The 25,488-nt window shown below is 50.2% G+C and carries 28 protein-coding genes, 1 other RNA gene, 1 pseudogene and 1 other annotated feature; of the genes and pseudogenes, 16 read left to right on the forward strand and 14 right to left on the reverse strand.

Annotated features, from left to right (window positions below; genetic code table 11):
- Positions 1-190 precede the first annotated feature (190 nt).
- The 3 genes from clpB to rluD form a co-directional block, all read right to left on the reverse strand.
- Positions 191-2,764: an ATP-dependent chaperone ClpB gene (gene clpB / locus ATB02_RS23740; RefSeq protein WP_002431841.1), complete on the reverse strand. Its 2,574-nt coding sequence runs from the start codon at positions 2,762-2,764 to the stop codon at positions 191-193.
- A 129-nt stretch (positions 2,765-2,893) separates the two neighbouring features.
- The gene (gene yfiH / locus ATB02_RS23745) at positions 2,894-3,625 is read right to left on the reverse strand and encodes a purine nucleoside phosphorylase YfiH (RefSeq protein WP_000040132.1); all 732 of its coding nucleotides are present in this window, start codon (positions 3,623-3,625) and stop codon (positions 2,894-2,896) included.
- Positions 3,622-4,602 (reverse strand): 23S rRNA pseudouridine(1911/1915/1917) synthase RluD, encoded by a 981-nt coding sequence (gene rluD, locus ATB02_RS23750; RefSeq protein WP_000079112.1) that lies wholly within the window; start codon positions 4,600-4,602, stop codon positions 3,622-3,624. The genes yfiH and rluD overlap by 4 nt, the downstream gene beginning before the upstream one ends.
- 134 nt (positions 4,603-4,736) lie before the next feature.
- On the opposite strand from rluD, the gene bamD reads away from it, so the two are divergent.
- The 5 genes and pseudogenes from bamD to pheA all read left to right on the forward strand — a co-directional run bounded on the left by bamD (position 4,737) and on the right by pheA (position 8,318).
- On the forward strand, positions 4,737-5,474 hold the full coding sequence (bamD, locus tag ATB02_RS23755; protein ID WP_000197686.1) for an outer membrane protein assembly factor BamD: 738 nt from the start codon (positions 4,737-4,739) through the stop codon (positions 5,472-5,474).
- Between the two features lie 122 nt (positions 5,475-5,596).
- Positions 5,597-6,307, forward strand: a pseudogene (locus tag ATB02_RS23760) (IS4 family transposase).
- Between the two features lie 259 nt (positions 6,308-6,566).
- Positions 6,567-6,908 (forward strand): ribosome-associated translation inhibitor RaiA, encoded by a 342-nt coding sequence (raiA, locus tag ATB02_RS23770; RefSeq protein WP_000178456.1) that lies wholly within the window; start codon positions 6,567-6,569, stop codon positions 6,906-6,908.
- A 102-nt stretch (positions 6,909-7,010) separates the two neighbouring features.
- Positions 7,011-7,136, forward strand: a sequence feature (Phe leader region).
- Entirely contained in the window at positions 7,012-7,059 is a 48-nt protein-coding gene (gene pheL, locus ATB02_RS23775; RefSeq protein WP_001386991.1) for a pheA operon leader peptide PheL, read from the forward strand. It overlaps the preceding feature by 48 nt.
- Before the next feature lie 21 nt (positions 7,137-7,157).
- The gene (gene pheA / locus ATB02_RS23780) at positions 7,158-8,318 is read left to right on the forward strand and encodes a bifunctional chorismate mutase/prephenate dehydratase (RefSeq protein WP_032184936.1); all 1,161 of its coding nucleotides are present in this window, start codon (positions 7,158-7,160) and stop codon (positions 8,316-8,318) included.
- Between the two features lie 42 nt (positions 8,319-8,360).
- Here pheA and tyrA read toward each other — a convergent pair whose 3' ends face one another.
- Positions 8,361-9,482 carry a bifunctional chorismate mutase/prephenate dehydrogenase gene (gene tyrA, locus ATB02_RS23785; RefSeq protein ID WP_000225222.1) on the reverse strand — a complete coding sequence of 374 codons (1,122 nt, stop codon included), beginning with the start codon at positions 9,480-9,482 and terminating at the stop codon, positions 8,361-8,363.
- Between the two features lie 10 nt (positions 9,483-9,492).
- Positions 9,493-10,563 carry a 3-deoxy-7-phosphoheptulonate synthase AroF gene (gene aroF, locus ATB02_RS23790; protein ID WP_001168045.1) on the reverse strand — a complete coding sequence of 357 codons (1,071 nt, stop codon included), beginning with the start codon at positions 10,561-10,563 and terminating at the stop codon, positions 9,493-9,495.
- Between the two features lie 209 nt (positions 10,564-10,772).
- On the opposite strand from aroF, the gene ATB02_RS23795 reads away from it, so the two are divergent.
- The 4 genes from ATB02_RS23795 (at position 10,773) to ATB02_RS23810 (ending at position 13,521) form a co-directional block, all read left to right on the forward strand.
- On the forward strand, positions 10,773-11,138 hold the full coding sequence (locus ATB02_RS23795; RefSeq protein ID WP_001353010.1) for a DUF2799 domain-containing protein: 366 nt from the start codon (positions 10,773-10,775) through the stop codon (positions 11,136-11,138).
- Positions 11,139-11,288: 150 nt separating this feature from the next.
- On the forward strand, positions 11,289-11,807 hold the full coding sequence (locus tag ATB02_RS23800) for a YfiR family protein (protein WP_105272330.1): 519 nt from the start codon (positions 11,289-11,291) through the stop codon (positions 11,805-11,807).
- Positions 11,797-13,023, forward strand: a complete 1,227-nt coding sequence (dgcN, locus tag ATB02_RS23805; protein WP_000969055.1) for a diguanylate cyclase DgcN — start codon at positions 11,797-11,799, stop codon at positions 13,021-13,023. The genes ATB02_RS23800 and dgcN overlap by 11 nt, the downstream gene beginning before the upstream one ends.
- 15 nt (positions 13,024-13,038) lie before the next feature.
- Entirely contained in the window at positions 13,039-13,521 is a 483-nt protein-coding gene (locus ATB02_RS23810; RefSeq protein ID WP_039021299.1) for an OmpA family protein, read from the forward strand.
- 76 nt (positions 13,522-13,597) lie between these two features.
- Here the strand turns inward: ATB02_RS23810 and rplS are convergent, their stop codons facing one another.
- From rplS to ffh, 5 genes are all read right to left on the reverse strand, one after another.
- Complete coding sequence (gene rplS / locus ATB02_RS23815) at positions 13,598-13,945, reverse strand: 50S ribosomal protein L19 (protein WP_000065253.1); 348 nt, start codon at positions 13,943-13,945, stop codon at positions 13,598-13,600.
- Between the two features lie 41 nt (positions 13,946-13,986).
- Positions 13,987-14,754 carry a tRNA (guanosine(37)-N1)-methyltransferase TrmD gene (gene trmD, locus ATB02_RS23820; protein WP_000264781.1) on the reverse strand — a complete coding sequence of 256 codons (768 nt, stop codon included), beginning with the start codon at positions 14,752-14,754 and terminating at the stop codon, positions 13,987-13,989.
- Positions 14,755-14,784: 30 nt separating this feature from the next.
- Positions 14,785-15,333, reverse strand: coding sequence for a ribosome maturation factor RimM (gene rimM / locus ATB02_RS23825; RefSeq protein ID WP_000043335.1), 549 nt, complete (start codon positions 15,331-15,333; stop codon positions 14,785-14,787).
- An 18-nt stretch (positions 15,334-15,351) separates the two neighbouring features.
- The gene (gene rpsP / locus ATB02_RS23830) at positions 15,352-15,600 is read right to left on the reverse strand and encodes a 30S ribosomal protein S16 (protein WP_000256450.1); all 249 of its coding nucleotides are present in this window, start codon (positions 15,598-15,600) and stop codon (positions 15,352-15,354) included.
- Positions 15,601-15,736: 136 nt separating this feature from the next.
- Positions 15,737-17,098, reverse strand: coding sequence for a signal recognition particle protein (ffh, locus tag ATB02_RS23835; protein WP_000460035.1), 1,362 nt, complete (start codon positions 17,096-17,098; stop codon positions 15,737-15,739).
- Positions 17,099-17,264: 166 nt separating this feature from the next.
- On the opposite strand from ffh, the gene ATB02_RS23840 reads away from it, so the two are divergent.
- Positions 17,265-18,056, forward strand: a complete 792-nt coding sequence (locus ATB02_RS23840; protein ID WP_001338897.1) for a cytochrome C assembly family protein — start codon at positions 17,265-17,267, stop codon at positions 18,054-18,056.
- Positions 18,057-18,076: 20 nt separating this feature from the next.
- A complete protein-coding gene (locus tag ATB02_RS23845) occupies positions 18,077-19,363 on the forward strand; it encodes an HlyC/CorC family transporter (RefSeq protein WP_010723175.1) in 1,287 nt (428 codons plus the stop codon).
- 54 nt (positions 19,364-19,417) lie between these two features.
- Here ATB02_RS23845 and grpE read toward each other — a convergent pair whose 3' ends face one another.
- On the reverse strand, positions 19,418-20,011 hold the full coding sequence (grpE, locus tag ATB02_RS23850; protein ID WP_088542420.1) for a nucleotide exchange factor GrpE: 594 nt from the start codon (positions 20,009-20,011) through the stop codon (positions 19,418-19,420).
- Between the two features lie 123 nt (positions 20,012-20,134).
- Between grpE and nadK the strand changes: the two genes are divergently transcribed.
- The 3 genes from nadK to bamE all read left to right on the forward strand — a co-directional run bounded on the left by nadK (position 20,135) and on the right by bamE (position 23,250).
- Positions 20,135-21,013: an NAD(+) kinase gene (nadK, locus tag ATB02_RS23860; RefSeq protein ID WP_001059169.1), complete on the forward strand. Its 879-nt coding sequence runs from the start codon at positions 20,135-20,137 to the stop codon at positions 21,011-21,013.
- A gap of 85 nt (positions 21,014-21,098) precedes the next feature.
- A complete protein-coding gene (recN, locus tag ATB02_RS23865) occupies positions 21,099-22,760 on the forward strand; it encodes a DNA repair protein RecN (RefSeq protein WP_032184939.1) in 1,662 nt (553 codons plus the stop codon).
- Between the two features lie 148 nt (positions 22,761-22,908).
- Positions 22,909-23,250 (forward strand): outer membrane protein assembly factor BamE, encoded by a 342-nt coding sequence (bamE, locus tag ATB02_RS23870; protein ID WP_001203437.1) that lies wholly within the window; start codon positions 22,909-22,911, stop codon positions 23,248-23,250.
- A gap of 62 nt (positions 23,251-23,312) precedes the next feature.
- Here the strand turns inward: bamE and ATB02_RS23875 are convergent, their stop codons facing one another.
- Both ATB02_RS23875 and ratA read right to left on the reverse strand, forming a co-directional pair.
- Positions 23,313-23,603, reverse strand: a complete 291-nt coding sequence (locus ATB02_RS23875) for an RnfH family protein (RefSeq protein WP_001117842.1) — start codon at positions 23,601-23,603, stop codon at positions 23,313-23,315.
- Positions 23,593-24,030 carry a type II toxin-antitoxin system toxin RatA gene (ratA, locus tag ATB02_RS23880; RefSeq protein ID WP_001300750.1) on the reverse strand — a complete coding sequence of 146 codons (438 nt, stop codon included), beginning with the start codon at positions 24,028-24,030 and terminating at the stop codon, positions 23,593-23,595. Before ratA ends, ATB02_RS23875 begins: the two co-directional genes overlap by 11 nt.
- 170 nt (positions 24,031-24,200) lie before the next feature.
- Between ratA and smpB the strand changes: the two genes are divergently transcribed.
- Both smpB and ssrA read left to right on the forward strand, forming a co-directional pair.
- Entirely contained in the window at positions 24,201-24,683 is a 483-nt protein-coding gene (gene smpB / locus ATB02_RS23885; protein WP_000162574.1) for an SsrA-binding protein SmpB, read from the forward strand.
- A gap of 214 nt (positions 24,684-24,897) precedes the next feature.
- Positions 24,898-25,260, forward strand: a transfer-messenger RNA (tmRNA) gene (ssrA, locus tag ATB02_RS23890).
- Positions 25,261-25,420: 160 nt separating this feature from the next.
- Here the strand turns inward: ssrA and ATB02_RS27130 are convergent.
- The coding region (locus ATB02_RS27130) for a hypothetical protein (RefSeq protein WP_376765641.1) at positions 25,421-25,488 on the reverse strand (68 nt) is incomplete at its 5' end.

Below are 25,488 nucleotides of genomic sequence, written 5' to 3' on the forward strand. Positions count from 1 at the left end.
CGCTGACCCGGCGGCGTGTTTGCCGTTGTTCCGTGTCAGTGGTGGCGCATTATAGGGAGTTATTCCGGCCTGACAAGCAAAAAATATAAAAACTTTATCGTTCGCTCATTTTTCAGGCAAAACATCCTGAACATGGTGTTTTCCGTCTAACTTATAGACAAAAACGAGCCCCAAAGGGCTCGTTTTATCATTACTGGACGGCGACAATCCTGTCTTCATTAACTTCCAGGCGAATAACTTTACCCGGAACCAATTCACCAGACAGTATTTGCTGTGCCAGCGGGTTTTCGATCTGCTGCTGGATAGCACGTTTCAGAGGACGTGCACCATAGACCGGATCGTAACCGTTCTCGCTCAGCAGTTTCAGCGCCTCGTCAGAAATGTGGATTTCATAACCACGTTCTTCCAGACGTTTGTACAGACGTTTCAACTGAATCTGCGCAATCGACGCAATGTGCTGTTCACCCAGCGGATGGAAGACCACCACTTCATCGATACGGTTAATGAATTCCGGACGGAAGTTATGGCTTACCACACCGAGTACCAGCTCTTTCATGTGCGCATAATCCAGTTCACCGAAGCGTTCCTGAATCAAATCGGAACCGAGGTTAGAGGTCATAATGACAACCGTATTACGGAAGTCGACCGTTCTCCCCTGCCCGTCAGTCAGACGCCCATCATCCAGTACCTGCAACAGAATGTTGAAGACATCCGGATGCGCTTTTTCCACTTCATCCAGCAGGATGACGGAATACGGACGACGACGCACTGCTTCGGTCAGGTAGCCACCTTCTTCATAACCGACATATCCCGGAGGCGCACCAACCAGACGAGACACCGAGTGTTTCTCCATAAACTCGGACATATCGATACGGACCATCGCCTCGTCGCTATCAAACATAAAGTTCGCCAGCGCCTTACAAAGCTCAGTTTTCCCCACACCCGTTGGGCCGAGGAACAGGAATGAACCAATCGGGCGATTCGGGTCAGCAAGCCCCGCACGGCTACGACGAATAGCGTTAGATACCGCATCAACCGCTTCGTTCTGACCAATAACGCGATGGTGCAGTTCTTGCTCCATACGCAGCAGTTTTTCGCGCTCGCTTTCCATCATGCGTGAAACCGGAATCCCCGTCCAACGCGCCAGCACTTCAGCAATTTCGGCGTCGGTCACTTTATTACGCAAGAGACGCATAGTTTTGCCTTCGAGCTGCGTTGCGGCTTCCAGTTGCTTTTCCAGTTCTGGAATTTTGCCATATTGCAGTTCAGACATCCGCGCCAGATCACCCACACGGCGAGCCTGTTCAATGGCGATTTTCGCCTGTTCCAGTTCCGCTTTAATGGTCTGCGTACCAGAAAGCGACGCTTTCTCAGCTTTCCACTCTTCTTCTAACTCGGAATACTGACGTTCTTTGTCGCTCAGTTCTTCGTTGAGCATATCCAGGCGTTTTTTACTGGCTTCATCAGACTCTTTCATTAACGCCTGTTGTTCCAGTTTGAGCTGGATGATACGACGATCGAGTCGGTCGAGTTCTTCTGGTTTTGAGTCAATCTGCATACGAATGCTGGATGCTGCTTCATCGATCAGGTCGATGGCTTTATCCGGCAGCTGACGGTCCGCAATGTAGCGATGAGACAACGTCGCCGCTGCAACAATTGCCGGGTCAGTAATTTGCACATGGTGGTGCAGCTCGTAACGTTCTTTCAGGCCACGCAGAATAGCAATGGTGTCTTCCACGGTTGGCTCGGCAACAAACACTTTCTGGAAACGACGTTCCAGCGCAGCATCTTTTTCGATGTACTGGCGATATTCGTCCAGTGTCGTGGCACCTACGCAGTGCAATTCACCACGCGCCAGCGCCGGTTTCAGCATGTTGCCGGCGTCCATTGCGCCATCGGCTTTACCCGCACCGACCATGGTATGTAATTCGTCGATAAACAGGATGACGTTGCCTTCCTGTTTGGCGAGATCGTTAAGCACGCCTTTTAAACGTTCTTCAAACTCACCGCGATATTTCGCCCCGGCCACCAGCGCGCCCATATCCAGCGCCAGTACGCGGCGGCCTTTCAGCCCTTCCGGTACTTCGCCATTGATAATACGCTGAGCCAGACCTTCAACGATGGCTGTTTTACCAACGCCTGGTTCACCAATCAGCACCGGGTTATTTTTAGTACGACGTTGCAGTACCTGAATGGTACGGCGAATTTCTTCATCACGGCCAATCACCGGATCGAGTTTGCCTTGTTCGGCTCGTTCGGTGAGGTCGATAGTGTATTTTTTCAAAGCCTGACGTTGGTCTTCAGCTCCTTGATCGTTCACGCTTTCACCTCCACGCATTTGTTCAATCGCTTGAGTAATGTTGGCGGTGGTCGCCCCTGCTGCTTTCAGGATGTCGGCCAGCGTGCCGCGAGACTCAAGTGCCGCCAGAACGAACAGTTCTGACGAGATAAAGTTATCACCACGTTTTTGCGCCAGCTTGTCGCAAAGATTAAGAACGCGCACCAGATCCTGTGAGGGCTGGACATCGCCACCAGTGCCTTCAACCTGCGGTAAACGATTTAATGCCTGATTGATATCTGTGCGCAACTGACCAGCATTGATGCCGGCGGATGTTAATAAAGGACTAACCGAACCCCCTTCCTGATTCAGCAGGGCGCTCATTAAATGAAGTGGTTCGATGAATTGGTTGTCGTGCCCGAGTGCAAGTGATTGGGCATCGGCAAGAGCAAGCTGGAATTTATTAGTAAGACGATCCAGACGCATAACTCCTCCCATAACGGATCAAAGTTGCTACTGGAGATTAAATGAGGTCATCCCTCAATTATTCAAGGTTATTGACCAGATTAATGTGAAAAGAAAATCACGCGTACCGGATCGTCTTGATTCTTTAGGTTATATCAGCCAAATGAAACTTGCCATACGACCGGTGGTCTTGTCGCGACGATAAGAGAAGAATGTCTCATTTTCCGTATATGTACAACGGTCGCCGCCGAAAATTTGCTCAACACCAACGTTCGCCAGACGCTGCCGGGCAAGCTGATAAATATCCGCCAGATATTTATCTCCATGCTGAATGAAAGCTGCACTCGCTTTGGCGTCTACTGCCATAAACGCCTCGCGAACCTCCGCCCCCACTTCAAACGCGCGTGGACCGATTGCCGGCCCTAACCAGGCGAGAATATTTTCCGGATTATCAGCAAAACAGGAAACCGTCTCCTCCAGCACGCCAGCGCACAGTCCACGCCAGCCAGCATGAGCGGCGGCGACTTCCGTTCCCGCTCGATTGCAAAACAGCACGGGGAGGCAGTCGGCAGTCATCACAGCGCAAACCGTGCCCGGCGTGTTGCTATAAGAGGCATCTGCTCGTTTTGAGGCATAAGGTTCGCCAGTAAGCTTAAGCACATCTTTGCCGTGTACCTGCTCAAGCCAGACCGGTTTTGAAGGCAAATTGCCCGCAGCAAAAAGTCGCTTACGATTTTCCTCGACGTGATCCGGGTTATCGCCACAATGGGCACCGAGGTTGAGCGAGTCATACGGCGGCAAGCTCACGCCGCCGATACGGGTAGAGCTACAAGCCGCAACACCTTTTGGCAGCGGCCACTGCGGGACAATCAGCTTACTCATAACCAGTCCACTTCATCCTTATGCTCTTCGAAATCGGCGCGCATCACCTCAATCAGCTCCACCATATCTTGTGGAATAGGCGCATGCCATTCCATTTCGATGCCGGAGATCGGGTGATAAAGACGCAGCATGGTTGCATGAAGCGCCTGGCGGTCAAACTTACGCAGCGTGGAGATAAACGCTTCCGAAGCACCTTTTGGCGGACGCGGACGGCCGCCATAAACCGGATCGCCCACCAGCGGATGAGTGATATGGGCCATATGCACGCGGATCTGGTGCGTACGTCCGGTTTCCAGACGCAACCGCAGACGCGTGTGCACACGGAAGTGTTCCATGATGCGATAGTGAGTGACCGCCGGTTTACCCATCGGATGCACCGCCATGTGAGTACGTTTGGTCGGGTGGCGGCTGATTGGTTCATCTACTGTACCGCCAGCGGTCATATGACCAATTGCCACCGCTTCATACTCACGAGTAATTTCACGCCGTTGCAAAGATTCGACTAAACGCGTCTGAGCCGGAACGGTTTTTGCCACAACCATCAGGCCGGTGGTGTCTTTATCCAGACGATGGACGATGCCCGCACGCGGTACATCGGCAATGGGCGGATAATAATGAAGCAACGCATTCAGTACCGTGCCATCCGGGTTACCCGCGCCAGGATGTACAACCAGGTCGCGTGGTTTATTAATGACGATGATATCTTCATCTTCATAGACGATATCCAGCGGGATATCCTGCGGTTCAAAACGCGCTTCTTCTTCAATCTCAGCGTTGATGGCCACCTGCTCGCCACCTAATACTTTTTCTTTCGGCTTATCACAAACTTTGCCGTTAACCAGCACGCGCTGGTCGAGGATCCATTCTTTTATTCGCGAACGTGAATAATCCGGGAACATTTCGGCCAAAGCCTGATCTAAGCGTTGACCGAGTTGGTTTTCGGACACCGTTGCAGTGAGCTGTACTCGTTGTGCCATATATACTGCTTCTTCGTTTATCGTTGGGGTTTTACGGCTTTGCCGTTTAATATAGTGTGCTATTGTAGCTGGTCTTAACCGGGAGCAGGAACAGAGAATCTCCCGTATTACATTTTGAGGAAAGTCAAAACGTCATGACGCGCATGAAATATCTGGTGGCAGCCGCCACACTAAGCCTGTTTTTGGCGGGTTGCTCGGGGTCAAAGGAAGAAGTACCTGATAATCCGCCAAATGAAATTTACGCTACTGCACAACAAAAGCTGCAGGACGGTAACTGGAGACAGGCAATAACGCAACTGGAAGCGCTAGATAATCGCTATCCGTTTGGTCCGTATTCGCAGCAGGTGCAGCTGGATCTCATCTACGCCTACTATAAAAACGCCGATTTGCCGTTAGCACAGGCTGCCATCGATCGTTTTATTCGCCTTAACCCGACCCATCCGAATATCGATTATGTCATGTACATGCGTGGCCTGACCAATATGGCGCTCGATGACAGTGCACTGCAAGGGTTCTTTGGCGTCGATCGTAGCGATCGCGATCCTCAACATGCACGAGCTGCGTTTAGTGACTTTTCCAAACTGGTGCGCGGCTATCCGAACAGTCAGTACACCACCGATGCCACCAAACGTCTGGTATTCCTGAAAGATCGTCTGGCGAAATATGAATACTCCGTTGCCGAGTATTATACAGAACGTGGTGCATGGGTTGCTGTCGTTAACCGCGTAGAAGGCATGTTACGCGACTACCCAGATACCCAGGCTACTCGTGATGCGCTACCGCTGATGGAAAATGCATACCGCCAAATGCAGATGAATGCGCAAGCTGAAAAGGTAGCGAAGATTATCGCCGCTAACAGCAGCAATACATAACAGAAGACTGAAATAAAAAAACGGCAGCCCTTGAGCTGTAATGCCGATCAGTTAAGGATCAGTTGACCGATTCAGTGGCTGTGTAAGAATCCGGAAACGCTCACTCGTTTCCGGATTTTTTTATGCTCATTGGACAGGCCCTTGATTTGGTATCCCGTTACGATTCTCTGCGTAACCCACTGACTTCTCTGGGGATTACCTCGACCCCGAACTCATCTCTCGTTGCCTTGCCGAATCAGGTACTGTAACGCTACGCAAGCGCCGTCTTCCCCTCGAAATGATGGTCTGCTGTATTGTTGGCATGGCGCTTGAGCGTAAAGAACCTCTTCACCAGATTGTGAATCGCCTGGACATCATGCTGCCGGGCAATCGCCCCTTCGTTGCCCCCAGTGCCGTTATTCAGGCCCGCCAGCGCCTGGGAAGTGAGGCTGTCCGCCGCGTGTTCACGAAAACAGCGCAGCTCTGGCATAACGCCACGCCGCATCCGCACTGGTGCGGCCTGACCCTGCTGGCCATCGATGGTGTGTTCTGGCGCACACCGGATACACCAGAGAACGATGCAGCCTTCCCCCGCCAGACACATGCCGAGAACCCGGCGCTCTACCCGCAGGTCAAAATGGTCTGCCAGATGGAACTGACCAGCCATCTGCTGACGTCGATGACGGACGCCATGCGCTTCACCGGGACGTATACCGGAGCTGATGCGCGATCTTGCAAGTATGGGACAACCAGTGAAATTACCGACAAGAAGGGAAAGGGCCTTCCCGAGAGTGGTAAAGGAGAGGCCCTGGAAATACCCCACAGCCCCGAAAAAGAGCCAGTCAGTTGCTTAACTGACTGGCATTACAGCCTTGAGCTGCCGTTTTTTTATTCTGTTAGTTGTGAAACTGAAGCGATTTAGTCACTATCGATCTCATCAAATATGGCTCGCTTTGAGATATTCCTCAAGTAAAAAAACACCTCTTCCTGCGATTTCTCACAAAAAAGATTCGTTGACAAAAAGTGACAAAATTATGAGATTTCCATCACACATTTTGACATCAGGAACGGTATGCTGAATTCACCAAGACGGGAAGACAAGAGGTAAAATTTATGACAATGAACATTACCAGCAAACAAATGGAAATTACTCCGGCCATCCGCCAACATGTCGCAGACCGTCTCGCCAAACTGGAAAAATGGCAAACACATCTGATTAATCCACATATCATTCTGTCCAAAGAGCCACAAGGTTTTGTTGCTGACGCCACAATCAATACTCCTAACGGCGTTCTGGTTGCCAGTGGTAAACATGAAGATATGTACACCGCAATTAACGAATTGATCAACAAGCTGGAACGGCAGCTCAATAAACTGCAGCACAAAGGCGAAGCACGTCGTGCCGCAACATCGGTGAAAGACGCCAACTTCGTCGAAGAAGTTGAAGAAGAGTAGTCCTTTATATTGAGTGTATCGCCAACGCGCCTTCGGGCGCGTTTTTTGTTGACAGCGAGAAAACAGTACGGGTACTGTACTGAAGTCACCTAAGGAAACAAACATGAAACACACGCCGTTTTTCTTCGCATTCTTTTTTACCTTCCCCTGAATGGGAGGCGTTTCGTCGTGTGAAACAGAATGCGAAGACGAACAATAAGGCCTCCCAAACCGGGGGGCCTTTTTTATTGATAACAAAAAGGCAACACTATGACATCGGAAAACCCGTTACTGGCGCTGCGAGAGAAAATCAGCGCGCTGGATGAAAAATTATTAGCATTACTGGCAGAGCGGCGCGAACTGGCCGTCGAGGTGGGAAAAGCCAAACTGCTCTCTCATCGCCCGGTACGTGATATTGATCGCGAACGCGATTTGCTGGAAAGATTAATTACGCTCGGTAAAGTGCACCATCTGGACGCCCATTACATTACTCGCCTGTTCCAGCTCATCATTGAAGATTCCGTATTAACTCAGCAGGCACTGCTCCAGCAACATCTCAATAAAATTAATCCGCACTCAGCACGCATCGCTTTTCTCGGCCCCAAAGGCTCCTATTCACATCTTGCCGCTCGTCAGTACGCTGCGCGTCACTTTGAGCAATTCATTGAAAGTGGCTGCGCCAAATTTGCCGATATTTTTAATCAGGTGGAAACCGGCCAGGCCGACTATGCCGTCGTACCGATTGAAAATACCAGCTCCGGTGCCATAAACGACGTTTACGATCTGCTGCAACATACCAGTTTGTCGATTGTTGGCGAGATGACGTTAACTATCGATCATTGTTTGTTGGTCTCCGGCACTACTGATTTATCCACCATTAATACGGTCTACAGCCATCCGCAGCCATTCCAGCAATGCAGCAAATTCCTTAATCGTTATCCGCACTGGAAGATTGAATATACCGAAAGTACGTCTGCGGCAATGGAAAAGGTTGCACAGGCAAAATCACCGCATGTTGCTGCGTTGGGAAGCGAAGCTGGCGGCACTTTGTACGGTTTGCAGGTACTGGAGCATATTGAAGCGAATCAGCGACAAAACTTCACCCGATTTGTGGTGTTGGCACGTAAAGCCATTAACGTTTCTGACCAGGTTCCGGCGAAAACGACGTTGTTAATGGCGACCGGACAACAAGCTGGTGCGCTGGTTGAAGCGTTGCTGGTACTGCGCAACCACAATCTGATTATGACCCGTCTGGAATCACGCCCGATTCACGGAAACCCGTGGGAAGAGATGTTTTATCTGGATATTCAGGCCAATCTGGAATCAGCGGAAATGCAACAGGCGTTGAAAGAGCTAGGTGAAATCACTCGCTCGATGAAAGTCCTGGGCTGTTACCCAAGCGAGAATGTGGTACCAGTCGATCCGGCATAATGAAATCGTGCCGGGTGAAACACGCCACCCGGCACTGGATTATTACTGGCGACTGTCATTCGCCTGACGCAATAACACGCGGCTTTCACTCTGAAAACGCTGTGCGTAATCGCCGAACCAGTGCTCCACCTTGCGGAAACTGTCAATAAACGCCTGCTTATCGCCCTGCTCCAGCAACTCAATCGCCTCGCCGAAACGCTTATAGTAACGTTTGATTAACGCCAGATTACGCTCTGACGACATAATAATGTCGGCATACAGTTGCGGATCCTGGGCAAACAGTCGCCCAACCATCGCCAGCTCAAGGCGGTAAATCGGCGAAGAAAGCGCCAGAAGTTGCTCAAGCTGAACATTTTCTTCTGCCAGGTGCAGCCCATAAGCAAAAGTAGCAAAGTGGCGCAGTGCCTGAATAAACGCCATATTCTGATCGTGCTCGACAGCGCTAATACGATGCAGCCGAGCGCCCCAGACCTGAATTTGCTCCAGAAACCATTGGTATGCTTCCGGCTTACGTCCATCACACCAGACCACAACTTGCTTTGCCAGGCTACCGCTGTCCGGGCCGAACATCGGGTGTAACCCCAGCACCGGACCATCATGCGCCGCCAGCATGGCCTGTAATGGTCCATTTTTCACCGATGCCAGATCGACCAGAATACAATCTTTCGGTAAAGGCGGTAATTTGCCAATAACTTGTTCAGTAACGTGAATGGGCACACTAACAATCACCATTCCGGCATCGGCAACAATATCAGCCGCTCGATCCCAGTCATGTTGCTCCAGAATCCGCACCTGATAACCCGAGAGCGTCAGCATCTTCTCGAACAGACGTCCCATCTGACCGCCACCACCGACGATAACCACCGGACGCAGAGACGGACAAAGCGTTTTAAATCCTTTGTCGTTTTCACTGGAGTAAGATTCACGCATCACCCGACGCAAAACATCCTCAATCAGATCTGGCGGTACACCCAGAGCTTCCGCCTCTGCACGCCGCGAGGCCAGCATAGATGCCTCGCGCTCCGGAACATAAATAGGCAGTCCAAAGCGGCTTTTCACCTCGCCAACTTCAGCAACCAGTTCCAGACGCTTCGCTAATAAATTCAGTAGCGCTTTATCGACTTCATCAATTTGATCGCGTAATGCGGTCAATTCAGCAACCATAATAAACCTCTTAAGCCACGCGAGCCGTCAGCTGCCCGTTCAGATCCTGATGAATTTCACGCAGCAAGGCATCGGTCATTTCCCAACTAATGCAGGCATCGGTTACGGATACACCGTATTTCATTTCACTGCGCGGTTGCTCGGAAGACTGATTGCCCTCGTGGATATTACTTTCGATCATCAGACCAATAATTGAGCGATTGCCATCTTTGATTTGAGCAACCACGGATTCTGCCACCGCAGGCTGACGGCGATAATCTTTATTGGAATTACCGTGGCTGCAATCTACCATCAGAGACGGGCGCAGTCCCGCCTGTTCCATCTCTTTTTCACATTGCGCAACATCCGCAGGGCTATAGTTTGGCGCTTTACCACCGCGCAGGATCACATGCCCGTCCGGATTCCCCTGAGTTTGTAGCAACGCAACCTGCCCTGCCTGGTTAATGCCAACAAAACGGTGCGGCTGGGCGGCGGCGCGCATAGCGTTAATTGCCGTTGCCAGACTGCCATCGGTGCCGTTTTTAAAACCAACCGGCATGGAAAGCCCGGAGGCCATTTCACGGTGAGTTTGCGATTCCGTTGTACGAGCACCAATTGCTGACCAGCTAAACAGATCGCCCAGGTATTGCGGGCTATTCGGATCTAACGCTTCCGTTGCCAGTGGCAGTCCCATATTCACCAGCTCAAGCAGCAATTTACGCGCGATCTGCAGCCCGGCTTCTACATCAAAAGAGCCATCCATATGGGGATCGTTAATCAACCCTTTCCAACCGACAGTGGTACGGGGTTTTTCAAAATAGACGCGCATTACCAGATAGAGGCTATCGCTGACCTCTGCGGCAAGGGCTTTAAATCGACGAGCATATTCCAGAGCAGTTTCCGGATCATGAATGGAACAAGGACCACATACTACCAACAGACGAGGATCGCGCCCGGCGATAATATCTGAAATGGTTTTACGCGAGTCAGCAATCTGGGCTTCCTGTTGCAGGCTTAATGGAAAAGCGGCCTTCAGTTGTTCCGGAGTCATTAAAACTTGTTCGTCGGTAATATGTACGTTATTCAACGCGTCTTTTTGCATGATGGCGATCCTGTTTATGCTCGTTTGCGATAGTTGATCCTCAGCGAGGATGACGTAACGATAACACATAAAGTAAAGTTTTCAATCCATATTTCGTACATTTTTCTTTACACAAACAATTTATTCGTGCTTTTAACCCTTGTTTATGTATAAATAAATTTACACCTCCTTTGAAAACATTCCGCTATGCTTTGAAAAAGGAGAAAGAAATGATGAAAAAGTTTATCGCCCCCTTGTTGGCTTTACTGGTTAGCGGATGTCAGATTGATCCTTATACTCACGCGCCAACCTTGACCAGCACCGACTGGTATGATGTTGGTATGGAAGATGCGATATCGGGCAACGCCATAAAAGATGACGATGCATTTAGCGATTCACAGGCGGATCGCGGTCTATACCTTAAAGGATATGCCGAAGGACAAAAGAAAACTTGCCAGACCGATTTTACTTATGCCCGAGGACTTTCCGGTAAAAGCTTTCCTGCCAGCTGCAACAATGTTGAAAATGCCAGCCAACTGCATGAAGTATGGCAAAAAGGGGCTGATGAGAATGCCAGCACAATACGATTAAATTAATTAACCCCCCCAACAATAAATTAAACATGAGATTTTACTTATTATTTTTTATTTCCCACTCTGATGACGACTGCATAAAAAAATGATATTTTAATGAGCATTCTGAAAAATTATCGATGCATTGCAAGCGAAGATGGTGAGGATCCCTGAATGCGTTTTTCTCATCGTCTGTTCTTACTGCTGATTCTCCTCCTGACGGGAGCACCAATACTCGCTCAGGAACCTTCAGACGTTGCGAAAAACGTGCGTACGATGGTTTCCGGTATTGTCAGTTACACTCGCTGGCCGGCGCTATCAGGCCTACCAAAGTTATGTATCTTTTCATCTTCACGTTTTAGTACCGCCCTACAAGAGAATGGCGCGACATCTTTGCCTTATCTGCCTGTCATCATTCACTCTCAACAAGAGGCGATGATATCAGGCTGCAATGGTTTTTATTTTGGCAACGAGTCACCAACATTCCAGATGGAATTAACCGAACAATATCCGTCAAAGGCGTTATTATTAATTGCCGAACAAAATGCCGAGTGCATTATTGGCAGCGCCTTTTGTCTGATCATCCACAATAATGACGTCAGATTTGCCGTAAACCTGGATGTCTTATCGCGTAGCGGTGTAAAGGTGAACCCAGATGTCTTAATGCTCGCACGGAAGAAAAATGATGGATAACGATAATTCTCTTAATAAGCGCCCCACGTTTAAAAGAGCATTACGCAACATCAGTATGACCAGCATATTTATCACTATGATGCTGATCTGGTTGCTGCTTTCCGTGACCTCGGTGCTGACCCTGAAACAGTACGCGCAAAAAAACCTGGCACTGACAGCAGCAACAATGACTTACAGTCTGGAAGCAGCGGTCGTTTTTGCCGATGGCCCTGCAGCAACTCAAACACTGGCAGCGCTGGGGAAGCAAGGGCAATTTTCAACTGCAGAAGTGCGTGATAAGCAGCAAAATATTCTGGCATCCTGGCATTACACCCGTAAGGATCCAGGCGATACTTTCAGCAATTTCATAAGCCACTGGCTCTTCCCTGCCCCCATCACTCAGCCGATTCGTCACAATGGTGAAACCATTGGCGAAGTACGCTTAACCGCTCGCGACAGTTCAATCAGCCATTTTATCTGGTTTTCGCTCGCTGTCCTGACCGGGTGTATTCTGCTGGCATCAGGCATCGCAATTACCCTCACCCGCCATTTGCACAATGGCCTGGTGGAAGCGCTGAAAAATATCACCGATGTCGTACATGATGTGCGTTCCAACCGCAATTTTTCCCGACGAGTTTCGGAAGAACGTATCGCTGAGTTTCACCGCTTCGCTCTCGACTTCAACAGTCTGCTGGATGAAATGGAAGAGTGGCAGCTTCGTTTACAGGCCAAAAATGCGCAGCTTCTACGTACCGCGCTACATGACCCATTAACCGGGCTGGCGAACCGGGCTGCGTTTCGTAGCGGCATCAACACGTTGATGAGCAGTTCCGACGCCCGAAAAACGTCGGCGTTACTATTTCTTGATGGCGATAATTTCAAATATATCAATGATACCTGGGGTCATGCGACGGGCGATCGTGTCTTGATTGAGGTAGCAAAACGGTTAGCTGAATTTGGCGGGCTGCAACATAAAGCATACCGCATAGGCGGCGATGAATTTGCGATGGTCCTCTTTGGTGTACAGTCGGAATCCGAAGTACAGCGGATTTGCTCAGCACTGACACAAATCTTTAATCGCCCGTTTGATCTTCATAATGGTCATCAGACCACCATGACATTAAGCATTGGTTACGCGATGACCATTGAGCATGCCTCTGCGGAAAAATTACAAGAGCTGGCCGATCACAATATGTATCAGGCCAAACACCAGCGTGCCGAAAAGCTGGTGAGATAACAAGGATATATCGATATGATAAAGCACTTGGTAGCACCCCTGATTTTCACCTCGCTAGTACTGACTGGCTGCCAGTCCCCTCAGGGAAAGTTTACTCCTGAGCAAGTTGCCGCTATGCAATCTTATGGATTTACTGAATCCGCCGGCGACTGGTCGCTGGGATTATCAGATGCCATTCTGTTCGCAAAAAATGACTACAAATTGCTCCCGGAAAGCCAGCAACAGATCCAAACCATGGCAGCCAAATTGGCCTCGACAGGGCTAACGCATGCCCGTATGGATGGACACACCGACAACTATGGTGAAGACAGTTACAACGAAGCCTTATCATTGAAACGGGCGAATGTTGTGGCCGATGCATGGGCTATAGGTGGACAAATTCCGCGCAGCAACCTCACCACACAGGGTTTAGGAAAAAAATATCCCATAGCCAGTAACAAGACCGCCCAGGGCCGCGCCGAGAACCGCCGCGTCGCAGTAGTGATTACTACCCCTTAAAACACGAGCAAACAGATAAAAAAAGGGCCAGCCAATTGGCCAGCCCTTCTTAACAGGATGTCGCTTAAGCGAAATCTTAGTTAAGACGCTCTTTGATACGAGCAGCCTTACCAGTACGCTCACGCAGGTAGTACAGTTTAGCTTTACGAACAGCACCACGACGTTTGACAGAAATGCTGTCAACTACCGGAGAGTGAGTCTGGAAGACACGCTCAACGCCTTCGCCGTTGGAAATTTTACGAACAGTGAATGCAGAGTGCAGACCGCGGTTACGAATAGCGATAACCACGCCCTCGAATGCCTGCAGACGTTTTTTGGAACCTTCAACAACCCATACTTTCACTTCCACGGTATCACCCGGACGGAAGGAAGGTACGTCCTGCTTCATCTGCTCTTGTTCAAGTTGCTTAATAATGTTGCTCATAATTTAATCTCTTATCCTGGGTAAACTGATATCTCGGGGGCTTACGCCATCCCATCATGTTTATGTTGCTGTTGTGCGTGTTCCGTTTTGAACTCCGCCAGCAACCTTGCTTGCTCTTCAGTCAGAGCCAGGTTTTCCAGAAGTTCAGGTCTTCTAAGCCAGGTACGGCCCAGCGACTGTTTCAAACGCCAGCGACGTATCTCAGCATGGTTGCCCGACAGTAACACTGACGGAACCTCCATCCCTTCTAACACCTCAGGCCGTGTATAGTGCGGGCAATCCAGCAATCCTTCAGCAAAGGAGTCTTCCGTTGCCGAAGCTTCATGTCCCAGTACTCCCGGAATAAACCGGGAAACGGAGTCAATCAGCGTCATTGCTGGTAACTCACCACCACTGAGAACGTAATCGCCGATTGACCATTCTTCGTCAATTTCGGTTTGGATCACGCGCTCATCTATACCTTCGTAGCGACCGCACACCAGAATCAATTTTTGATTCGTTGCCAGTTCGCTGACGCCTGCTTGATCAAGCTTGCGCCCCTGCGGTGACAGATAAATCACCTTTGCGCCTTCACCCGCCGCGGCTTTTGCTGCATGAATGGCGTCCCGTAAAGGTTGCACCATCATTAACATCCCCGGTCCGCCGCCGTAAGGACGATCGTCCACGGTACGGTGCCGGTCATGCGTGAAGTCACGAGGACTCCAGCTCTGGATGCTCAGCAGGCCATTTTTAACTGCCCGGCCAGTTACCCCGTAATCGGTAATTGCGCGGAACATTTCAGGAAACAGGCTAATTATGCCAATCCACATAGCGCCGTCTTTTACCGTTTATCCGGTGGTTTAAAAACCAGGATCCCAATCTACTTCGATTGAACGAGTAGTGAGATCGACTTTCTTGATAACCTGCCCATCGAGGAACGGTACGAGACGTTCCTTGATACCAAACGCATCTTTCAGGTTTGCCTTAATGACGAGAACGTCATTAGATCCGGTTTCCATCATATCGACGACTTTACCGAGATCGTAGCCTTCAGTGGTTACTACCTGGCAGCCCATCAGGTCTTTCCAGTAGTAGTCACCCTCTTCAAGCTGAGGCAACTGCGATGAATCCACGACAATTTCACAATTCGTCAGCAGGTTCGCCGCATCACGATCGTCAACGCCTTTCAGCTTGATGATCATGTCCTGATTGTGGTGCTTCCAGCTTTCCAGCTGGACTTGCTGCCACTGACCCGCCTTCTGGATAAACCAGGGCTGATAGTCAAAAATGCTTTCGGCGTCTTCGGTGGAAGAAAACACTCTGAGCCACCCACGAATACCGTAAGACGAACCCATTTTTCCCAAAACGATGGGATCAACAGGTGCTTGCGCGGTGAGTTGTTTGCTCATCATGACCACCGTGACAGATTAAGCTGCTTTGTTTACTTCTTTGATCAGCGCAGCAACGCGATCAGAAATAGTTGCGCCCTGGCCAACCCAGTGAGCGATGCGATCCAGATCCAGGCGAGTGCCTTCTTCTTTTTCGCTAGCGATTGGGTTGAAGAAACCAACGCGCTCGATGAAGCGACCGTTGCGTGCATTACGGCTGTCAGCGACAACAACCTGGTAGAACGGACGCTTTTTAGCGCCGTGACGTGCTAAACGAATAGTTACCATAACATCCTCTTGTGTGAATAAAACAACCGGACCCCATCGAGGAACGGAGTCCGGTGTCATATTAAAAGCCCGAAAATTTTACTGATTTCTGGAGAAAATGCAATCAGCAGTTAATAACTCTGTCGCATAAGGTCATTTAGCGACCAGGAAATCCCGGCGGCATCATCCCTTTCATGCTTCTCATCATCTTCGCCATTCCGCCCTTCTTCATTTTCTTCATCATGCGCTGCATGTCGTCGAACTGTTTCAGAAGACGGTTAACGTCCTGCACCTGCATACCGCAACCGGCAGCGATACGGCGTTTACGCGAACCTTTGATGATTTCTGGCTTAGCGCGCTCTTTCATCGTCATCGAGTTGATGATGGCTTCCATACGCACCAGCACTTTATCGTCCATCTGCGACTTGACGTTATCCGGGATCTGCCCCATACCCGGCAGTTTGCCCATCAGGCTAGCCATGCCGCCCATATTTTTCATCTGGCGCAGTTGCTCAAGGAAGTCGTTGAGATCGAAGCCGTCGCCTTTTTTCAGCTTGCTGGCTAATTTCTCTGCCTGCGCGCGGTCAACTTTGCTTTCGATATCTTCGATCAGCGACAGTACGTCGCCCATGCCGAGAATACGGGAAGCGATACGGTCCGGATGGAACGGCTCCAGCGCCTCGGTTTTCTCGCCAACGCCGAGGAATTTGATCGGTTTGCCAGTGATGTGACGAATCGAGAGCGCCGCACCGCCACGAGCATCGCCGTCGACTTTAGTCAGTACCACACCGGTCAGCGGTAACGCTTCATTGAATGCTTTTGCCGTATTGGCCGCATCCTGACCAGTCATGGCATCAACCACAAACAGGGTTTCAACCGGATTAATCGATGCATGGACCTGCTTGATCTCGTCCATCATCGCTTCGTCAACGTGCAGACGACCGGCGGTATCCACCAGCAACACGTCGTAGAATTTCAGTTTGGCTTCTTTCAGCGCCGCGTTAACGATATCAACCGGCTTCTGACCAACATCTGAAGGGAAGAAGTCGACACCCACCTGCTCTGCCAGCGTCTCCAGCTGTTTGATTGCCGCCGGACGATAAACGTCGGCAGAAACCACCAGCACTTTTTTCTTGTGCTTCTCACGCAGGAACTTACCGAGCTTGCCCACGCTGGTTGTTTTACCGGCACCTTGCAGGCCCGCCATCAGTACCACCGCTGGCGGTTGCGCAGCCAGATTCAGGGTCTGGTTCTCTTCGCCCATCGCCGCAACCAGTTCGTTACGGACGATTTTGACGAACTCCTGCCCCGGCGTCAGGCTCTTATTAACTTCATGACCAACCGCTTTCTCTTTTACGCGATTGATAAACTCACGCACTACCGGCAGAGCGACGTCCGCCTCCAGCAGCGCCATGCGCACTTCGCGCAGCGTATCTTTTACGTTGTCTTCAGTGAGGCGTCCACGGCCACTGATATTGCGCAGCGTGCGCGACAAACGATCGGTTAAATTATCAAACATTGTCTCTCGCCTGGGGTGGAAACGGTTGGCCGCAATCGCGACACATCATCAGTATTTTGCCGCAGTATAACATGAAGGCGTCTTTGTTGTTATGCAACGGTTGGAGCAGCGTTCACCTGACGCTATACTGCTTCTCTTTCTTATTGCTCAAACTGTCGACATTACTATGCCCGTTTTTGCTCTGCTCGCGCTTGTCGCCTACTCCGTCAGTCTTGCGCTGATTGTTCCCGGTCTGCTGCAAAAAAACGGCGGCTGGCGGCGCATGGCTATTATTTCTGCGGTCATCGCGCTGGTCTGCCACGCAATCGCTCTGGAAGCCCGCATCCTGCCCGACGGTGATAGCGGACAAAACCTCAGCTTACTGAACGTTGGTTCGCTGGTCAGTTTGATGATCTGTACGGTAATGACCATCGTGGCTTCCCGCAATCGTGGCTGGTTGCTGCTACCCATTGTCTATGCCTTTGCGCTTATCAACCTGGCGCTGGCCACCTTTATGCCCAATGAATACATCACCCATCTGGAAGCAACGCCTGGGATGCTGGTTCACATTGGCTTATCGCTCTTTTCCTATGCCACGCTGATTATCGCCGCTCTGTATGCATTACAACTGGCGTGGATTGATTACCAACTGAAGAACAAGAAGCTGGCGTTTAACCAGGAAATGCCGCCGTTGATGAGTATCGAGCGTAAAATGTTCCACATCACGCAGATTGGCGTGGTGCTGTTAACGCTCACTCTTTGCACTGGTCTCTTCTACATGCACAACTTATTTAGCATGGAAAATATCGACAAGGCCGTGCTCTCTATCGTGGCGTGGTTTGTCTATATTGTGCTGCTGTGGGGACATTATCATGAAGGATGGCGTGGACGCCGCGTCGTCTGGTTTAACGTTGCGGGTGCGGTCATTCTGACACTGGCCTACTTCGGTAGCCGAATTGTCCAGCAGTTAATCAGCTAACCCCAGAAAAGGAGTTTCCCCTGGAACACATATCTACTACCACGTTGATCATTATTCTGATCATCATGGTGGTCATTTCAGCCTATTTTTCCGGGTCCGAAACCGGAATGATGACCCTCAACCGCTATCGTCTGCGGCATATGGCGAAACAGGGTAATCGCTCGGCCAAACGTGTCGAAAAATTGCTGCGTAAGCCAGACCGCCTGATAAGCCTGGTGTTAATCGGCAATAACCTGGTCAATATTCTTGCCTCCGCGCTCGGCACTATTGTGGGGATGCGTTTGTACGGGGATGCGGGCGTGGCAATTGCGACTGGTGTACTAACTTTTGTCGTACTGGTTTTTGCTGAAGTATTGCCGAAAACCATTGCCGCGCTGTACCCGGAAAAAGTCGCCTATCCAAGTAGTTTTCTGCTGGCGCCGCTGCAAATTTTGATGATGCCGCTGGTCTGGTTGCTGAACGCTATTACCCGCATGTTAATGCGCATGATGGGCATCAAAACCGATATCGTGGTCAGTGGCTCTTTAAGCAAAGAAGAATTACGCACCATTGTGCACGAATCGCGGTCACAAATTTCCCGTCGCAATCAGGATATGCTGTTGTCGGTACTCGATCTGGAAAAAATGACTGTCGATGACATCATGGTGCCGCGCAGTGAAATTATCGGTATTGATATCAACGATGACTGGAAATCGATTCTCCGCCAACTCTCCCACTCACCTCACGGACGCATCGTGCTCTACCGTGACTCGCTGGACGACGCCATCAGTATGCTGCGTGTGCGTGAAGCCTGGCGGTTGATGTCGGAGAAAAAAGAGTTCACCAAAGAAACCATGCTACGCGCCGCGGACGAAATCTATTTTGTCCCGGAAGGTACGCCGCTCAGCACGCAGCTGGTGAAGTTTCAGCGCAACAAAAAGAAAGTCGGCCTGGTCGTCAACGAGTATGGAGATATTCAGGGTCTGGTGACGGTCGAAGATATTCTCGAAGAGATTGTTGGTGATTTCACCACGTCGATGTCGCCAACGCTCGCCGAAGAGGTCACGCCGCAAAACGACGGTTCGGTGATTATCGATGGCACTGCCAACGTGCGGGAAATCAACAAAGCCTTTAACTGGCATCTACCGGAAGATGATGCACGAACGGTTAATGGCGTCATTCTTGAGGCACTGGAAGAGATTCCTGTCGCAGGAACTCGCGTGCGTATTGGCGAGTACGATATCGATATTCTCGACGTACAGGACAATATGATTAAACAGGTAAAAGTTTTTCCTGTAAAACCGCTGCGTGAGAGTGTGGCGGAGTAACGAAAACGGCCCGGCATTCGCATGCTGGGCCGTGATTTATTACGAAAGCAGAAATTAAGCTTTTGCTTTCGCTACAGTAACCATCGCCGCACGAATCGTACGACCATTCAGCGTATAACCCTTCTGCATAATACCCAGTACGTTACCTGGCGCAACGTCATCAGATTCCACCATTGCGATGGCCTGATGCACGTTCGGGTCCAGCGGCACGTTAGTTTCGGCGATCACTTCAACGCCAAACTTATGCACAACATCTAGCATCGACTTCAGCGTCAGCTCAATACCTTCAACCATCGCGGACATATCCGGGTTAGCTTTATCAGCCACTTCCAGCGCACGATCCAGGCTATCAATCACCGGCAGCAATTCGTTGATGAATTTCTCCAGCGCGAATTTATGTGCTTTTTCGATATCCAGTTCAGTACGGCGACGCAGGTTTTCCATTTCGGCTTTTACGCGCAAAATGCCGTCACGTTCACGGGTCTGGGCTTCAGCCAGCTGAGCTTCGAGATTCGCAATTTTTTCATCGCGCGGATCCACCTGCTCAGCAGAAGCTTCTGGCTCAACTGCCTCAATCTCTTCGTGCTGATCCATGATAATTTCTTCCGGGGCTTGCCCCTCAGGCGTTTTCTGTTCTTTACTACTCATGAATTTCTCCGCGTTTTTTTTCGCATTCATCTCGCTAACTTCGCTTATTATGGGGATCAGTTTCAGGGTTTCAAGGGAAGCACTCACATTGTCATCAATCTTCGCAACAAGGACCTCGGAAAAATGAATAATCATTTCAAGTGTATTGGCATTGTGGGACACCCACGGCACCCTACTGCACTGACAACACATGAAATGCTCTACCGCTGGCTGTGCACAAAAGGTTACGAGGTCATCGTTGAGCAACAAATCGCTCACGAACTGCAACTGAAGAATGTGAAAACTGGCACGCTCGCGGAGATTGGGCAACTGGCTGATCTCGCGGTAGTCGTTGGTGGCGACGGTAATATGCTGGGCGCGGCGCGCACACTCGCCCGTTACGATATTAAAGTTATTGGAATCAACCGTGGCAACCTGGGTTTCCTGACCGACCTTGACCCCGATAACGCTCAGCAACAATTAGCCGATGTGCTGGAAGGTCACTACATCAGCGAGAAACGTTTTTTGCTGGAAGCGCAAGTCTGTCAGCAAGATTGCCAAAAGCGCATCAGCACCGCGATAAATGAAGTGGTACTTCATCCAGGCAAAGTGGCGCATATGATTGAGTTCGAAGTATATATCGACGAGATCTTTGCGTTTTCGCAGCGTTCCGATGGCCTGATTATTTCGACACCTACAGGCTCCACTGCCTATTCTCTCTCGGCAGGCGGTCCAATCCTGACGCCTTCTCTGGATGCGATTACCCTGGTGCCCATGTTCCCGCATACGTTGTCAGCACGACCACTGGTCATAAACAGCAGCAGCACGATCCGTCTGCGTTTTTCACATCGCCGTAACGACCTGGAAATCAGTTGCGACAGCCAGATAGCACTGCCGATTCAAGAAGGAGAAGATGTCCTGATTCGTCGCTGTGATTACCATCTGAATCTGATTCATCCGAAAGATTACAGCTATTTCAATACATTAAGCACCAAGCTCGGCTGGTCAAAAAAATTATTCTAATTTTACGCCAGCCTCTTTACTGTATATAAAACCAGTTTATACTGTACACAATAACAGTAATGGTTTTTCATACAGGAAAACAACTATGTTGGCACAACTGACCATCAGCAACTTTGCTATCGTTCGTGAGCTTGAGATTGATTTTCACAGCGGCATGACCGTAATCACCGGCGAGACTGGCGCGGGTAAATCTATTGCAATAGATGCCCTGGGCCTTTGTCTCGGCGGTCGCGCTGAAGCCGACATGGTGCGTACCGGAGCTGCTCGCGCAGATCTGTGCGCCCGTTTTTCTCTGAAAGATACACCCGCTGCACTGCGCTGGCTGGAAGAAAACCAACTGGAAGATGGCCGTGAATGCCTGCTTCGTCGCGTAATCAGTAGCGATGGTCGCTCTCGTGGTTTTATCAACGGTACAGCTGTTCCACTGTCACAACTGCGCGAACTGGGCCAGTTGCTCATTCAGATCCATGGTCAGCACGCCCATCAATTACTCACCAAACCCGAGCACCAAAAATTCCTGCTTGATGGCTATGCTAATGAAACCTCTCTGCTTCAGGAAATGACCGCACGTTATCAGTTGTGGCATCAAAGCTGCCGCGACCTCGCGCATCATCAACAGTTAAGTCAGGAACGCGCCGCTCGTGCGGAGCTGCTGCAATACCAATTAAAAGAACTTAACGAATTTAATCCTCAGCCCGGAGAGTTTGAGCAAATCGACGAAGAGTACAAACGTCTGGCGAACAGCGGTCAATTGCTGACCACCAGCCAGAATGCATTGGCATTAATGGCCGACGGTGAAGACGCAAACCTGCAAAGTCAGCTTTACACGGCTAAACAACTGGTGAGCGAATTGATTGGCATGGACAGCAAACTGTCCGGCGTACTTGATATGCTGGAAGAAGCTACCATCCAGATTGCTGAAGCCAGCGACGAACTGCGCCACTACTGCGATCGTCTGGATCTCGATCCCAACCGACTGTTTGAACTTGAACAGCGTATCTCAAAACAGATTTCGCTGGCACGTAAACATCACGTCAGCCCTGAGGCATTGCCACAGTATTACCAGTCGCTACTGGAAGAACAGCAGCAACTGGACGATCAGGCCGACTCACAAGAAACGCTCGCGCTGGCGGTAACGAAACATCATCAGCAGGCACTGGAAACGGCGCGCGCGTTACACCAGCAACGCCAGCATTATGCAAATGAGTTGGCACAGCTGATCACCGATAGTATGCATGCACTCTCTATGCCACATGGGCAGTTTACGATCGATGTTAAATTTGACGAGCATCACCTGGGCGCTGACGGCGCTGATCGTATTGAGTTTCGGGTAACCACCAACCCAGGTCAGCCAATGCAGCCTATTGCCAAAGTCGCATCCGGTGGTGAGTTGTCCCGCATCGCATTGGCAATCCAGGTCATTACCGCGCGTAAAATGGAAACCCCGGCACTGATTTTTGATGAAGTGGATGTAGGGATTAGCGGCCCAACAGCGGCAGTTGTCGGCAAACTGCTACGTCAACTTGGCGAATCAACTCAGGTGATGTGTGTTACCCACCTGCCACAAGTCGCGGGATGTGGTCATCAACACTATTTTGTCAGCAAAGAAACCGATGGTGCGATGACAGAAACGCATATGGAGTCGCTGGACAAAAAAGCGCGGTTACAAGAGCTGGCGCGCCTGCTTGGTGGCAGTGAAGTCACACGTAACACACTGGCGAATGCGAAAGAACTGCTTGCGGCGTAAACTTTTTTCCTGCTTCACGGTCAGAGTAAACAGCAAAACGCCGTAAGACCGGAAAGCAAAAGGTTTTAAAGTGATGAAAGGTCTATTATCATCGGCATATTACAGATGAGCCACGTACTGCTCGGGCCCGAAAAGGAATCAAATCACTATGCGCTGTAAAACGCTGACTGCTGCAGCAGCAGTACTATTGATGTTGACCGCAGGCTGTTCCACTCTGGAGCGAGTGGTTTACCGTCCTGACATCAACCAGGGGAACTATCTGACCGCTAACGACGTATCCAAAATACGTGTTGGCATGACGCAACAACAAGTTGCGTACGCATTGGGTACACCGCTGATGTCCGATCCATTTGGTACGAATACCTGGTTCTATGTCTTCCGCCAGCAACCAGGTCATGAAGGTGTAACGCAGCAAACGCTGACGCTGACCTTTAACAGTAGCGGGGTGTTGACCAACATTGATAACAAACCTGCGCTGAGTGGTAACTAATAATAAAGTTGCTCTCAAAGACGTTAAAAAAGGTGCTCAATGAGCACCTTTTTTAACGTCTGTTATTTATTCGCTGATTTTTCTGCTCGTTGCCTGCGAAGCTCTTTCGGATCGGCAATGAGAGGACGATAAATCTCCACCCGATCGCCATCATGCACGGTATCGCTCAGTTTTGCCGGACGGCTGTAAATGCCGACCTTGTTTTTAGTTAAATCGATATCGGTACGCAATTCCAGCAAGCCACTGGTGCGAATCGCTTCTTCAACCGTCGCGCCCTCCTGCAGCGTCACGCGCTGCAGGTACTGCTTCTCAGGTAGAGCATAAGCCACCTCAACGGCAATTTTACCTGGCACTGTAAACCTCTTTCGCACGAACCGTAAAAGCCTGGACCATATTAGCCGCCAGCTCTTTAAACACGCGGCCAAAGGCGAGTTCAATCAACTTATTGGTAAACTCAAAGTCGAGATGAAACTCGATACGACACGCCTCCTGGCTCAGCGGCGTAAACTTCCATCCACCGATCAATTTCTTGAACGGCCCATCCACCAGATTCATAAGAATACTTTGGTTACTGGTCAACTGGTTGCGGGTAGTAAACGTTTTGCTGATCCCAGCCTTAGAGACATCTACCGCCGCGGTCATCTGCCCAGGAGTGGACTCCAGAATCCGACTTCCGGTACAACCCGGCAAAAACTGAGGATAAGACTGAACGTCATTCACTAACTGATACATTTGCTCCGCGCTGTAGGGTACCAGTGCGGTCCGGCTAATCTGAGGCATAACAATTTCCATCAACAAAAATCCAACAAATAATATCATTTATCCTGCTGTAAAAAAAACGCTATCCCGGCGCTGGGTAACATCGGGTTCATGCTAAGATAGAGCCTTGTCCCCCGCAGGATTGATATGGGGTGTTTTCGATTTCAGATTACCGATGATTCACGACGCTTATGACGAAGAAAAAAGCACATAAACCTGGTTCAGCGACCATCGCGCTTAACAAGCGCGCCCGTCACGAATACTTTATCGAAGAAGAGTTCGAGGCGGGACTTGCCCTGCAAGGCTGGGAGGTTAAATCCCTGCGCGCAGGAAAAGCCAATATCAGCGACAGCTACGTCCTTCTGCGTGACGGAGAGGCATTTCTGTTTGGCGCTAACATCACGCCAATGGCTGTGGCATCCACGCATGTGGTGTGCGATCCTACCCGTACCCGCAAGTTACTTCTCAACCAGCGCGAACTGGACTCATTGTACGGTCGCGTCAATCGAGAAGGCTATACCGTAGTGGCGCTCTCCCTGTACTGGAAAAATGCCTGGTGCAAAGTGAAAATCGGCGTCGCTAAAGGTAAGAAACAGCACGATAAACGTTCAGACATCAAAGAACGCGAATGGCAGGTGGATAAAGCGCGTATCATGAAAAACGCCCACCGTTAAATCTGCACTCCAATTATTGACCAGTTCCTCACCGCGCCACCCTCTCCGGCGGCGCGAATGAACATCTTATTGGCTATCACATCCGACCCAAATGTTGCCATCCCATTGCTTAATCGAATAAAAATCAGGCTACACGGGTGCTAAATCTTTAACGATAACGCCATTGAGGCTGGTCATGGCACTCATGAATCTGGTATACTTACCGTTACACATTGGGGCTGATTCTGGATTCGACGGGATTTGCGAAACCCAAGGTGCATGCCGAGGGGCGGTTGGCCTCGTAAAAAGCCGCAAAAAATAGTCGCAAACGACGAAAACTACGCTTTAGCAGCTTAATAACCTGCTTAGAGCCCTCTCTCCCTAGCCTCCGCTCTTAGGACGGGGATCAAGAGAGGTCAAACCCAAAAGAGATCGCGTGGAAGCCCTGCCTGGGGTTGAAGCGTTAAAACTTAATCAGGCTAGTTTGTTAGTGGCGTGTCCGTCCGCAGCTGGCAAGCGAATGTAAAGACTGACTAAGCATGTAGTACCGAGGATGTAGGAATTTCGGACGCGGGTTCAACTCCCGCCAGCTCCACCAATCATGATTGGACGGTGTAAGGACAACACCAACAAAAACAGGAAGTTAGAAGTCTCAGCAAGACACCGATCAGACGGTGAGGAGACATAAAAGGATACGCAAAGGAGCCGCGGCTCCTGGTGATATGAAAGCCCACAGATGTGGGCTTTTTCGTTGATGGTCAGAACGACCAGTTCACACCAGCCACCGCGTTCCACGGGGATTCCACACCGGCACCATGGCTATACC

This window comes from Escherichia sp. MOD1-EC5189, from assembly GCF_002966045.1.
In the GTDB taxonomy this organism is placed as follows: domain Bacteria; phylum Pseudomonadota; class Gammaproteobacteria; order Enterobacterales; family Enterobacteriaceae; genus Escherichia; species Escherichia coli_F.